Source organism: Sodalis sp. dw_96 (assembly GCF_018449575.1).
In the GTDB taxonomy this organism is placed as follows: Bacteria; Pseudomonadota; Gammaproteobacteria; order Enterobacterales; family Enterobacteriaceae; genus Acerihabitans.
This window is the reverse complement of sequence record NZ_JAAVUT010000011.1, coordinates 131,939-145,100: the sequence shown is the minus strand read 5'-3', so window position 1 is coordinate 145,100 and position 13,162 is coordinate 131,939. Positions and strand designations below refer to the sequence as shown.

General features: G+C 54.9%; 12 protein-coding genes. 5 read left to right on the top strand and 7 right to left on the bottom strand.

The annotated features are described in order from the left end of the window. Positions 1-48: 48 nt before the first annotated feature. Positions 49-1,203, top strand: a complete 1,155-nt coding sequence (locus tag HB631_RS17145; protein ID WP_213992388.1) for a cobalamin-independent methionine synthase II family protein — start codon at positions 49-51, stop codon at positions 1,201-1,203. A gap of 46 nt (positions 1,204-1,249) precedes the next feature. On the opposite strand, the gene HB631_RS17140 is transcribed toward HB631_RS17145, so the two are convergent. The 5 genes from HB631_RS17140 to HB631_RS17120 form a co-directional block, all read right to left on the bottom strand. Then, positions 1,250-2,050, bottom strand: a complete 801-nt coding sequence (locus tag HB631_RS17140) for an ABC transporter ATP-binding protein (protein WP_213992387.1) — start codon at positions 2,048-2,050, stop codon at positions 1,250-1,252. Between the two features lie 23 nt (positions 2,051-2,073). Next, positions 2,074-2,910: an ABC transporter permease gene (locus HB631_RS17135; RefSeq protein ID WP_213992386.1), complete on the bottom strand. Its 837-nt coding sequence runs from the start codon at positions 2,908-2,910 to the stop codon at positions 2,074-2,076. A 9-nt stretch (positions 2,911-2,919) separates the two neighbouring features. Then, a complete protein-coding gene (locus HB631_RS17130; RefSeq protein WP_213992385.1) occupies positions 2,920-3,909 on the bottom strand; it encodes an aliphatic sulfonate ABC transporter substrate-binding protein in 990 nt (329 codons plus the stop codon). Between the two features lie 33 nt (positions 3,910-3,942). Then, positions 3,943-4,764 carry a hypothetical protein gene (locus tag HB631_RS17125; RefSeq protein ID WP_213992383.1) on the bottom strand — a complete coding sequence of 274 codons (822 nt, stop codon included), beginning with the start codon at positions 4,762-4,764 and terminating at the stop codon, positions 3,943-3,945. Positions 4,765-4,847: 83 nt separating this feature from the next. Beyond that, on the bottom strand, positions 4,848-5,753 hold the full coding sequence (locus HB631_RS17120) for a sulfonate ABC transporter substrate-binding protein (RefSeq protein WP_255557074.1): 906 nt from the start codon (positions 5,751-5,753) through the stop codon (positions 4,848-4,850). 541 nt (positions 5,754-6,294) lie between these two features. Between HB631_RS17120 and HB631_RS17115 the strand changes: the two genes are divergently transcribed. The 3 genes from HB631_RS17115 to HB631_RS17105 all read left to right on the top strand — a co-directional run bounded on the left by HB631_RS17115 (position 6,295) and on the right by HB631_RS17105 (position 9,017). Further along, complete coding sequence (locus HB631_RS17115) at positions 6,295-7,593, top strand: O-acetylhomoserine aminocarboxypropyltransferase/cysteine synthase (protein WP_213992381.1); 1,299 nt, start codon at positions 6,295-6,297, stop codon at positions 7,591-7,593. 12 nt (positions 7,594-7,605) lie between these two features. After that, positions 7,606-8,667: a homoserine O-acetyltransferase gene (gene metX / locus HB631_RS17110; protein ID WP_255557066.1), complete on the top strand. Its 1,062-nt coding sequence runs from the start codon at positions 7,606-7,608 to the stop codon at positions 8,665-8,667. A 176-nt stretch (positions 8,668-8,843) separates the two neighbouring features. Beyond that, complete coding sequence (locus tag HB631_RS17105) at positions 8,844-9,017, top strand: hypothetical protein (protein WP_213992379.1); 174 nt, start codon at positions 8,844-8,846, stop codon at positions 9,015-9,017. Between the two features lie 111 nt (positions 9,018-9,128). On the opposite strand, the gene HB631_RS17100 is transcribed toward HB631_RS17105, so the two are convergent. Next, a complete protein-coding gene (locus tag HB631_RS17100) occupies positions 9,129-10,007 on the bottom strand; it encodes a LysR substrate-binding domain-containing protein (protein WP_213992378.1) in 879 nt (292 codons plus the stop codon). A 206-nt stretch (positions 10,008-10,213) separates the two neighbouring features. Here HB631_RS17100 and eno point away from each other — a divergent pair, with 206 nt between their 5' ends. Continuing rightward, a complete protein-coding gene (gene eno / locus HB631_RS17095; RefSeq protein WP_213992377.1) occupies positions 10,214-11,515 on the top strand; it encodes a phosphopyruvate hydratase in 1,302 nt (433 codons plus the stop codon). 238 nt (positions 11,516-11,753) lie between these two features. Here eno and HB631_RS17090 read toward each other — a convergent pair whose 3' ends face one another. After that, positions 11,754-12,776, bottom strand: coding sequence for an LLM class flavin-dependent oxidoreductase (locus tag HB631_RS17090; protein ID WP_213992376.1), 1,023 nt, complete (start codon positions 12,774-12,776; stop codon positions 11,754-11,756). Positions 12,777-13,162 lie beyond the last annotated feature (386 nt).

Below are 13,162 nucleotides of genomic sequence, written 5' to 3'. Positions count from 1 at the left end.
GGTTTCACCTACTCAAAAAAACAAAAATCAGCTTTAGGGAGTCTGTACGTGTCGCAACAAGAATCTCGCATTTTAACCACCCATGTCGGCAGCCTGCCGCGCCCGACCCGATTACTGGATCTCATGAAAGCCAATATTGAAGGCGCCGGCAATCAGGCGGAACTTGACGCCTGTATCCATGAATCGGTCATCGAGTCAGTGCGGCAGCAATTGGCCGACGGTATTGATATTGTCACCGACGGTGAAATGTCCAAAGTGGGTTTTTTCGCCTATGTCCGCGATCGCATCTCCGGTTTCGAGCCTCGTCCGGGAGAGGGTTATCCAGCGTTTGAAGCGGAGGTGGAAGCCTTCCCAGAGTATTACAAAGAGTATTTCGGCACAGCCATGCTGGGAGGAAATCTGGTGCCTTTCGTTCCGGTAGTCTGTACCGGGCCGGTGTCCTATCATGGCGTCGCGCAACTTAAGCGCGACCTCGCCAATTTGGCGGACGCGTTGAAAATAACCTCCGCGCATTCGGCGTTTATTCCTTCCGTGGCGCCGACCGGCGTCGGCGGCAATGCTTTTTATGAAAAAGACGAAGACTACCTGTCAGCCATTGCCGAAGCGTTGCGAGTGGAATATACCGCCATTATCGACGCCGGCTTTACGCTGCAGATTGATGACCCTTTTTTACCCGACCTCTTTGCCGACCGGCATCTCACCAACGTTCAGATCCGCCAAAAAGCCACCGATTATGTCACAATTCTAAACCATGCCCTGCGGGGAATTCCCCAGGAGAAAATACGCTACCATACCTGCTACAGCATTAACGAAGGCCCGCGTATCCATGATGTGCCATTTATCGAATTTGTACGCTATATGCTTGACCTGAATGTATCGGATTACTCTTTTGAAGCCGGGAATGTTCGTCATGAGCATGAATACCATATATGGGAACAGGTAAAGTTGCCGGAGGGAAAACGCCTGATCCCTGGGGTAATCTGCCACGCCAGTAATACCGTGGAACACCCGGAGCTAATCGCGGAACGCTTGATTCGTTTTGCTGAGCGCGTCGGCAGAGAAAATGTGCTTGCCGGGGCTGATTGTGGTTTTTCTTCTCAGGCCACCTATAAAACCGAGGTGCACCCCACCATCGTCAGAGAGAAGTTCAGGGCACTACGAGCCGGCGCGGATATCGCCAGTAAGACATTATGGCAGCGTTAAAGTAGAGAAGGTGTTAGGGAAGTCGCTCATGCTGTGAGCGTCTTTCCTATAAAACAGCACTCTCCTGGCTGAAGAACTCGCGGTAGATACTATGGCGCAGCGCCGTGAGATGTGCGCCGGCGCGGTCTCTGGGCCGTGGCGAGTCAACCGTGACGATCCGCTTGATGGTCCCCGGCCGCGGCGACATGATGACAATGCGGTCAGCCAGAAAGAGAGCTTCGTCGATGTCATGGGTCACCAGGATCATGGTGGTGCGCTGCGTCTGCCAGATACGCAACAGCTCCTGCTGCATGCGGATCCTGGTCAGCGCGTCCAGCGCGCCGAACGGCTCGTCCAGCAACAGCAGCTGCGGACGGCTCACCAGCGCGCGGGCGATGGCCACCCGCTGCGCCATCCCCCCCGAGAGCTGATGGGGATAGCTTTGCTCAAAGCCCGGCAGTCCGACCAGGCCAATATAGTGGGCAACCAGCGCGCTGCGTTCATTGGCGGGCAAATCGCGAATGCCGAACTCGATATTCTTCGCCACCGTCAGCCAGGGCAGTAGCCGATGTTCCTGGAACACCAGTCCGCGGTCCCGCCCCGGTCCGTTGATGGGGTTCTCCCCCAGCATCACGTTACCGCGGTATCCGCGCTCGAGTCCGGCAATGATGCGCAACAAGGTGGTCTTGCCGCATCCGCTGCCCCCCACCACGCAGGTGAACTCTCCCGGCGTAATGTGCAGGTTGATGTCATCCAATGCCAGCAATCCGCCCTCGTCCGAGCCGAACGCCCCGAACGCCTTGGTCACCCCCCGGATATCCAGGGGCAGGCTCTGGATATCAAGCGCACCGTCGCTTACGTTGCTCATGCTATTCTCCCCACCGAAACGCATCACCGGGCCTTGTAACTCAGCAATCTGCGCCCGGCCATTTCCAGCAGGAAATCCGACAGTTTACCCAGGATGGCAAACAAAATCACGCTGGCCAGAATCACCGACGCGCGTCCGGTCATCTGCCCGTCGATCATCAAAAAACCCAGTCCGCGGCTGGCCCCCATCATCTCCGCCGCCACCACAAACATCCATGCCAGCCCCAGCCCGCTGCGCAACCCAACGATGTACTCCGGCAACACCGCCGGCAAGATCAGTCGCCGAATCATCTGCAATCCGCTCAGTCGGTAAACTTTGCCGACCTCTATCAACTTCGGATCCACCTGGCTGATTCCGCTGGAAAGGTTCAGATAGACCGGAAAAAATGCCCCCAGGGAGATAAGCCCGATCTTCGATGATTCATCGATGCCGAGCCACAGCAGAAACAACGGCACCCATGCCATGGAGGGAATATTGCGTAACGATTGCAGGAAAGGATCCAACAACCGGCGGGCCGGCGCGACATATCCCGTAAGCCCTCCCAGCACCGTGCCCACCGCCGCCCCCAGCAGAAAGCCGGTAATAATGCGCCATAGCGTAATCGCCGTGTGCCGCCACAGATCGCCGCTCCGGCCCAGGTCCAAAATGGTTTGTGCTACCACCGTAGGCGCCGGCAGGATGTTCGGCGGCAGCACGCCCGTACGCGCCAGCGCCTCCCACAGCACCAGCCCGGCGGCGGGAACAATCAGGCCGATGAATTGATTTCCCCATGGCTGACTTTTCCGGCGGGCCGGATACGTTGTCTGTTCGCGTAATGCCGGAAGCCGCGTCACGGCCTGGTTCTGCTCTACGGTACTCATAGGGTTGTCCTATTTGGCTGCGATGACTTGGTGAACATACTGTGGATCGATAAGATCGTTAACCGTGGCATTCACATCAGTGGAACCGCTGATAACGCCGCTCTTCTTCAATACGTCTCCGCTGGCGGCAATCACTTTCTTTTGCTCATCCCCCAGTGCCGAACTGCTCAGGTCTGTCCGCTCCAGTACCTTCCCGGCAATTGCGTCGCTGATTTTCGCGTCCCGCACGAACAGCGCGCGAAACTCCGCCGGATTTTGTATCGCCCATAACCGCGCCTTCTCATAGGCCGCCAATACCCGGACGACATAGGCCGGATACTCTTTGGCAAACGCCTCGCGCACGTTCAGCACGCCATAGCTGTTGAGCGCCACGTCGCGATGGAACAGCGTCGATCCGTTCTCCACTTCCGCCTGCGCCATCAGCGGATCGAGCCCCGCCCAGGCGTCCACGTCGCCGCGTTCCAGCGCGTTCTTGCCGTCGGGGTGCTGCAACGGCACCAGCTCGATATCCTTTTCCGTCAGGCCGACCTGGTCAAGGGCGCGCAGCAGAAAAACGTAAGGATCGGTACCGCGCGTGACGGCCACCTTTTTGCCCTTCAGGTCTTCCACCCTGGCAATCGGGCTATCCTTGCGCGCCACCAGCGCCGTCCACTCCGGACGCGAATAAACATAAATGGTCTTGATGGGGTTGCCGTTTGATTTGCCGATAAAGGCCGCCACGCCGGCGGTGGATCCGAAATCAACGCTCTTGCTGTTCAGCAGTTCCAGACTCTTATTGCTTCCCTGGCTCAACGTCCACTCCACGGAGATACCGTCTTTGGCGAGGGCGTCTTCCAGAAAATGCTTGTCTTTCAGCACCAGGCTCACCGGGTTGTAATAGGCGTAATCCAGCTTGATAACCTGCGGCTTGGTTTCGGCTTCCTTTTTGCACGCCGTGAGCGAAATCAAACCCACGGTCATAAGAATCGCGGCCGCAACGGCACGTGAACATACCTTCACTGTCTTCTCCCTTAAATCATCAATGAACAGGAATTAATACTTCCGGTCGCCGCCCGAGCCATGCTCACGCAGATGAACCAGATGCTTGTAGTCCGGATGTGACGGATCTTTTTCGATCGCCCCACGCTCCTTTTGATACAGACGAATGCTCAGGCTGCCGTAAAGCTTGCGATCCTCTCCCACCGGACACACCTTGGCGCACACGCCGCAAGGCCAGCGATTCTCCGACTGCAGTACCTGATGGAACCGCGTGCACTTAATCGCGTCCAGCTCGCAAACCCGTGAGCCCGGCCGATCACTCATCGCCTGCGCCGGGCAAAGCTGGGAGCAGACTGTGCAGCCTTTCTTGCACAAATTGCCTTCCACCAGCGCATCGCCGCCCACTGCCACCGAGGTCAGCACGGAGACATAACGGGCGCGCGGCCCGTACTTCGGATTCAGCAGATTGTGGCTATAACCAATAGTGCCCAGACCGGCATATTTACCCGCGTAAACCTGGCTAAAGCAGGCCGGCATCTTTTTCAATAAAATATCCAGGCTGCCATAACCATCGCGCGGCATAAAAATGGAGGCGTGGCCCAGATTATTCAGGTAGACCGCCAGCCGGTAGCCCATCTGGTCCAACAGGGTGTTGGTGGTGTCATATAATACTGTGTGGTTGATGGACGGCGTGCTCTCCACAATCGGCAGCAGCATGGGAACACCGAGCACAATAACGGTTTGGGTTTTGCTCCAGATCGCCTGCGGCCAATACTGCGGCTGTTGTTCATTCGCCTCGCTCCAGCGCGAGACCGGCGCAAAGCCCACCAGCTCCGCGCCAAGCTTTTTGGCTTCGCGTGTAATCTTTCTCTTCAAACCCACTTCGTCCATACCCGGATATACCCCTTAGCTTTAATGACCTTTAAAACGGACCTGTTTTGTTTTGCGCCGTCGCCACCTTATTTATCCTGCGACCAGCGCGCATGATTGACGTCGACTTTTGCCGGGATAAGACCCATGCCGGTAAAGGTATCCGCCAGCGATTGCTGTTGCCGGAAGACATCATCCGTCATGCGCTCAGTACCAAAAGGCATGCGCGCCAGCGCCCGCAGCCAAATCGGCTGCGGCAGACCGGTACTTTTGGACAGGTCCTGCGCAACCTCGTCATGATGACCGTTGGCCCAGGTACTGAGTTGGGCCAGTTGTTCGAAGACCAATTTGGCGATATCGGGATGGTCTTCGGCAAACCGCCGGCTGGCAAGATAGAACGTGTAGTGCGGCACGATGCCCTCGGCGTCCTGAAGCCGGCGCGCGCCGGCATTGGTTTCAACCTCGGCGTAAAACGGGTCCCAAATCACCCAGGCATCAACGCTGCCACGCTGGAATGCCGCCCGCGCATCGCTGGGCGCCAGGTAAACCGGCGTAATATCGGTATAGGCCAAGCCGGCATTTTTGAGCGCTTCGATCAGCAAATAATTCACATCGGAGCCTTTATTCAAGGCCACCCGTTTGCCTTTCAGACCCGCCACGTTGCGCACCGTTGAATCCTTCGGCACCAGGATCGCCTCGGTCTTCGGATTAGGAATATTGTGCGCCAGATAGATCAAATCGGCTTTGGCCGCCTGGGCGAAAGCCGGCGGAGCATCGCCGGTGGCGGCTAAATCGATACTGCCGACATTCAATCCCTCGAGCATTTGCGGACCGGCGGTGAACTCGGTCCAACGAGTGGCGATGCCCTGCTTTTTCAGCGCCTCGTCCAGCGTGCCGCGGGCTTTAAGCAACGCGAGGATATTGGCTTTTTGAAAACCGATATTCAGCTGCTTAAGCGGTTGACCGTCGGCCAGCGCCTGGCTGAACAGACCCATGGCAACCAAAACCACCATCAGGCGCAGGGTGCGTCGCGCCCAAATATATCCATACGTCATAAAACCTGCCCGTTTATTTTTAAGTGTTGCAGTGCCAGATGAATGAACCCCAATAGCCCGACATACCTTGAGGCCGCGAATGGTTTCATGGTGACATCATCGTTTTTGTTCAAAAAAGAATATTACAAAATATGATAAAGGAATTTTCAGTCTAAGGATTTCTCATAATCAAACAAACGAATCAATCCGCATATTCATATGTGAAATATAGCCATGGGGTTTTTGCAATCATATAAATTTTTTTATTTTAAGAATCGACGCGGATATTTTTTTATCATTAGCGCCACTGAAGTTAGATGTTAAATTAATGTCAAAATAATTTTTATCAGATGAGAAAATATCTCGTTCTCGATTTATTTGTGGTGACAACAAAAAATACATAGTACGAAAATAACAATCAATATCCTTTTTAGTCAGTTAACAAATAACCTTGCCTATGTTTTTCTGATGTCCTCACTCTTCAGCTAAATGCGAATATTTTATGGCATCCTTAAAATTTGAAACCTTGCAGCTTCACGCCGGCCAAGAACCCGATCCCACGACCGGGGCGCGGGCGGTGCCTATCTATCAGACCACTTCCTATGCTTTCGAGAACGCCCGGCAGGGCGCGGACCGGTTTGCCTTGCGGGAATTCGGCAATATCTATACCCGGATTCAAAATCCCACCACAGACGTATTTGAAAAGCGCATTGCCGCCTTGGAAGGAGGCGTTGCCGCACTGGCGGTGGCGTCCGGCCAGGCCGCGCAATTCATCGCGTTAAACAATATATTGCAGGCCGGCGATAATTTCGTCACCTCCCCTTCGCTGTACGGCGGCACCTGGGCACAGTTCCACTTATCATTCAAACGATTGGGTGTCGAAGCCCGCTTTGCCAAAGATGACAACGTCGACAGTTTTGAAAGCCTGATTGATGAAAACACCAAAGCCCTTTACCTCGAAACCATCGGCAATCCACGCCTGGGTTTCCCTGATTTCGACCATTTCGCCGAGCTGGCGCTAAAACATCATTTGCCCCTGGTGGTGGATAACACTTTTGCCGCCGGCGGGTACCTGTTTCGCCCCCTTGAACACGGCGCACATGTGGTGGTGGAGTCCGCCACCAAATGGATCGGGGGTCATGGCAACAGCATCGGCGGCGTCATCGTCGATGGCGGCAATTATCCCTGGGGTAACGGCAAATTCCCGCAATTCTCAACGCCGTCAGAGGCGTATCACGGCCTGGTCTATAACGACGTCTTTGGCCCGGGCAGTGAACTTGGCAACATTCAATTTATAATCCGCGCCAGGGTTGAGAGCCTGCGTGATTTCGGCCCTACGCTGTCGCCTTTCAACGCCTTCCTGCTTTTACAAGGGCTGGAAACGCTCTCTCTGCGGGTGGAACGCCACGTTGCCAACGCGTTGGAACTGGCTCGCTGGTTGGAAAAACATCCCGAAGTAGAAAGCGTGAATTATCCGGGGTTACCCTCCAGCCCGGCATACGACATTGCCCATAAATATCTGAAAAAGGGATTTGGCGGCGTGCTGTCCGTGGAAATCCTCGGCGGCAAAGATCGGGCCGAACGTTTTATAAACAGCCTGCAACTGATTACTCATCTGGCGAATGTGGGAGATGCAAAAACCCTCATTATCCAGCCTTCGGCCACCACCCATCAACAGTTAAGCGATGCGCAGCAGCTCTCCGCCGGGGTGACGCCGGCCGGACTGCGGATCTCGGTGGGCATAGAGCATATCGATGACCTGAAGTCGGACATCGAACAGGCGTTCAAGGCCAGCAAATAGCCCGGCATGCCCATGACGCGACATCTTTTTCACTCTGCTGCACCCTTTATCCTGGAGAACGGTTTGGTCCTCCAGGGAATCGATATCGCTTTTCACACTTATGGAACGCTCAATGCGGACAAATCCAATGTGATATGGGTTTGTCATGCGCTGACGGGAAGCTCGGAGGTGACAGCCTGGTGGCCGGGATTGGTTGGCCCCGGAAAATGCTTCGATCCCGACCGCTGGTTCATTGTCTGCGCCAATGTGCCCGGTTCTCCTTATGGTTCAACCAATCCGCAAAGTCTCAACCCGGCCACACGCAAACCCTATCTCCATGATTTCCCCTCGGTGACCATTCGGGACATGGTCTTCGCGCACAGCCTGCTTGCCGACCATCTGGGTATAGAGGGTATTTTTTTACTTATCGGCGGGTCCATGGGCGGACAGCAGGCGCTGGAATGGGCCATCCATCAACCCCGGCGGATACGGCAAATGGTTCTGCTCTCCACCAATGCCGTCAGTTCGCCCTGGGCAATTGCCTTTAATGAAAGCCAGCGGCTGGCTTTGCTGGCCGACAAAACCTTTGACGGAGTGGATCCTGACGGCGGCATGGCCGGATTAAAGGCGGCCAGAAGTATCGCCCTGCTATCCTATCGCTGTTTTGATACTTATCTTCACACCCAGTCGGAAAGCGATCGGCATAAGCTGGATTGTTTTCTGGCCGCCACCTATCAACGCCATCAAGGTGAAAAATTTATCCGGCGGTTCAATGCCTACAGTTACTGGTGTTTGCTGAATTCCCTGGACAGCCACAATATCGGCAGACAGAGAGATAAACCGGAAATCATGCTGGGTAAAATAGAAGCAAGGACCCTGGTTATCGGTATCAGTTCAGATATCCTTTTCCCCGTCAGAGAACAAAGATATCTGTCGCAGCATATAAGAAATTCGCAATTTGCTGAAATTGATTCACTGTACGGGCATGATGGTTTTCTGACCGAAGCGCGAACGCTGGAAAAATTTCTTTGCCCATTTTTATCTGAGCAAGACATCAAGCCGGGAAAGAAAATACCGGTTCTGGCCAGGCGGTGATCCCTTTATTCAAAGTTTGCAATAATATTGGCTTCGCCACGGGTCTGGACAGGTCGCGCTTTCTTCACTGGCAAGAATCTTATAAAGTCTGAACTAAAATAAGGAAAAGTCCGGCAGACAAAAGTACATTAACGCTTATAATCAAATTTCTTAAATGTTTCTCGATAGAGTTCAGTATGAAAAAAATTGTTATGTATTTGGCTTTGGCCCTCTTCACACTGCCGGTGGCCACCATGAGTTGGGCCGCTCCCGTACGTCACGAGAAGGTTGTTGTTGTCCAGAAGCATCATCATCACGTCAAAAAACACGTAGTCAAAAGGCATCACCCCGTCGTTATTGAAAAACGCTAGGCCGGGCATCACGCCGAGCAGAGCTTTCGCGGCTGACAGAGACCTGTCCGCCGCGTTTTTAATCGTTCCCCAGGCACCCCCCCGCGCGGAGAAAGGTAATTTATCATGTCATTACTCAATAGGATCGGCAGCATACTCTTGCGCCGCCCTCTTAAGCCAATCACAAAAAAGTGACGCTTTACGATTTTGTTTCAAGCGTCTTAAGGCAACGTAGCTCAGTCCGCTTTTTATAAATCCAAACGGCGCTATAAGCCGGCCGGCGGCGATATCGTCCGCAACCAGGGGCCACGGCGAAACCGATACGCCAAGCCCGGCAATCGCCGCCTCCAGCATGAAATAAAAATGCTCGAATTCCGCCGAACCGGTGCCTTCCACCCGATTACCCGACAAAGCACTCCAGTCAGACCAGGCGCCGCGGCGGGAAACCGTATGCAGAAGCGCTACGTTGCAGCGGGTACCCGCCTCTAAGTGAATGGACGGCGCATAAACCGGGCCGAATTTTTCGTTGAACAGAGGAATAACGTCAACGTCCGCCGGCCAGGGGGGTCGCCCTACCCTGACGGCCACATCGATGTTGTCCCGCAGGGGGTCCGACGATGTGCCCAATGAACTTAAACGCACCTCGACCTCTGGATGCAAGGCATTAAAGTGATGCAGTCTCGGTATCAACCATCGCATGGTGAAGGTCCCCGGGCAGGAGACATCCAGCGTCCCGTCTTCCGTATCCGCGATTTGACGGACCGCTGAATCCATTTGATCAAGCGCCGCCGTCAGGGCGGGCAGCAGAACACGTCCTGTGTCAGTCAGTCTCGGCGCATTTTTGGGTCCCTCAAACAGACTGACCCCGAGCCATCCCTCCAAATGCTGCACCTGGCGGCTCACCGCGCCATGAGTCACGCACAGCTCATCCGCCGCCAGTTTCATCAGCCCGAGCCGTCCGGCCGCTTCAAAAGCCCTGAGGGCGTTCAGTGGAGGTAGTTTACGCACCATTGTGACTTTTACTCACTTACAGTGGAAAATAAGTCGATTAACAACAATTAAAACAGTAAGTAAAGTCTCTTACAACGGAAGCATGGAAAAAAATATCACATTTTTTAACGCTGTGAATGATTGGAAAGCCAAAGGGGATGCCGATAAGGACCCGTTTTATGTAGAACGGATGATGTAAGCCACCTACTTTCTTGCGGAGAAATGTCATGAGTAAAATTATCGCAGTATCAGGCAGAGAAATTCTGGATTCCCGCGGCAACCCGACGGTGGAAGCGGAAGTGCTTCTGGAAGGCGGATTCAGGGGCCGGGCCTCGGCGCCGTCCGGTGCCTCAACCGGTTCACGGGAAGCAATGGAACGCCGTGACGGGGACCAACATCGTTATCTGGGCAAGGGGGTTTTGCATGCCGTCGCATCGGTGAAGGAGGATCTTCATCAGGCACTGGCGAGTGTGGAAGCCACCGATAATCAGTCGGAAATCGACCGTATTATCATCGATACCGACGGCACACCGGATAAATCCAGGCTGGGGGCCAATGCCACAACGGCGGTTTCCCTGGCGGCGGCGAAAGCCGCGGCGGTATCCAAGGGCACGGCGTTGTATGAATATATTGCCGGGCTTCAGGGCTCCGCCGGCGCCTATTCATTGCCGTTGCCGATGATTAATATCATCAACGGCGGCGCACATGCCGATAACAACGTGGATATTCAGGAATTCATGATCCTCCCGGTGGGCGCCGGCTCCCTCAGGGAAGCCGTCAGAATGGGCGCTGAGGTCTTTCACACCCTGGCCGGGGTATTAAAGTCCCGAGGGTTAAGCACCGCGGTGGGTGATGAAGGCGGATTTGCACCGGACCTGTCTTCCAACGCACAGGCCCTGGAGTATATTCGCGAAGCTATTTTAAAAGCCGGCTACCGGCTGGGGACGGATTTTCAGCTGGGCATTGATTGCGCCGCATCGGAATTTTACAACCCACAGACCGGTCTGTATGAACTTCGTGGAGAAAACAGGCATTTTACCTCGCGGGAATTTTCCCATTACCTGGAAGGCCTGGTGAATGAATTCCACATTGTTTCCATCGAGGACGGCTTATTTGAATCCGACTGGGAAGGCTTTACCTATTTGACCACCTTGCTCGGCGATCGGGTTCAACTGGTGGGTGACGATTTATTTGTGACTGATTCGGCCCTTCTGCAAAAGGGAATCGACTGCGGCGCCGGCAACGCCATTTTAATCAAGTTTAATCAAATCGGAACGTTAACCGAAACGCTGGCGGCCATTAATCTTGCCAAACGGCACAACTACAATACGGTAATCTCCCATCGTTCCGGTGAAACGGAGGACACCAGCATTGCCGACCTGGCGGTGGGCACGCAGGCCGGGCAGATTAAAACCGGCTCCATGAGCCGTTCGGAGCGCATGGCAAAATACAATCAGTTGATAAGGATTGAAGAAACACTCGGGGACGCGGCGGTGTTTGCCGGCGGAAGGATGTTAATCCACCGTTAAACATCCCCCCTTAACGGGGGGGTGAGCTTGTTGACAAAGTGCCCGGTCGGGACAGGATGCTAGATCGTAAACACGCCGTGAATCCATCCCTGGAGGCTCGATCCGCGCCATCCCTGGCGCGGACGGTTTACTCTTCTAGCATCCTGCCCCGCCTCATAGACTCCGAGTACGTTTGTCAGCAGTCTGACCCCCTTAACGGGGGGTTCATCTCACCGGCCGCGGGCGGCGCCGGCGTTATTCAACGCCATCCCAGGCCGGGCGCCACCTGGGTCAGAATCGCCTCAATAACATGGATGTTATAATCTACGCCCAACTGGTTCGGCACGGTCAGCAGCAGCGTGTCGGCCTCGGCGATGGCTTCATCCTGTTCAAGCTCCTTGATCAGGACATCCGGCTCGGCGGCGTAACCGCGGCCAAATATAGCCCGGGTCTTTTCATCGAGAAAACCAATCTGGTCGCCATCCCGGCTGCTATTGCCGAAATAGGCGCGATCCCGCTCGTCCACCAGGGCGAAAATACTGCGGCTCACCGACACCCGGGGAACGCGCTCGTGACCGGCCTCCTGCCATGCGGCACGGTAGGCCCGAATCTGCTTGGCCTGCTGAATATGGAAAGGCTCCCCGGTTTCGTCGTCCTTGAGGGTTGAGCTTTGCAGGTTCATGCCCAATTTGGCGGCCCAAACCGCGGTGGCATTCGAGCCGGCTCCCCACCAGATCCGGTCCCGCAGGCCGTCGGAAAACGGCTCCAGGCGCAAGAGACCGGGCGGGTTTGGAAACATCGGCTGTGGGTTTGGCTTGGCGAAACCCTCGCCGCGCAAAAGATTAAGCAGGACCTCGGTATGGCGCCGGGCCATGTCGGCATCCGTCTCTCCTTCGGCGGGCTGTTGGTCGAAATAGCGCCAGCCATCGATCACCTGCTCGGGTGAGCCACGGCTGATGCCGAGCTGCAGGCGTCCGCCGGAGATAAGATCGGCCGCTCCGGCGTCTTCAGCCATGTAATGGGGATTTTCATAACGCATATCAATGACGCCGGTGCCGATTTCGATGCTGCGGGTCCTGGCGCCGACCGCCGCCAGCAGGGCGAAGGGAGAACTGAGCTGGCGGGCGAAGTGGTGCACCCGGAAATAGGCGCCGTCCGCCCCCAATTCCTCAGCGGCGACGGCAAGATCGATGGATTGCAATAGCGCGTCGGCAGCAGAGCGGGTACCGGATTGCGGTGAAGGGGTCCAATGGCCAAACGACAAAAAACCGATTTTCTTCATGGAAGTATGGGTCCTTATTATCACTGGCTAAACGTATGTGGCCCTGCTCCCAAAACCGGGTCCACCTCTTGCCGTACCTCCGTCTGGAGAAAATTTCCCGGATGATAGCGGCTGTTCCGATAATAAATCCCGCTACGCCCAAGCGCAAATCGCGTTTTTCCCGGTCATGCAGTGTTGCGGACACGCCAATGTTTTTAGTCTGCGGTAAGTCCAGGTCTCTTGGTGCCGCCGATTAATTCTAATAAATAAACATTTCACATCCTGTCCCTGATATGTCGAAACCGGTGATATTTTTAAATTTGTAATCACCGCCTGACCAAAACAAAATATCCAGCATTGTTACATTCTCGATCAAATATTCTCCCTCTGAGTGTTTATATATTCGA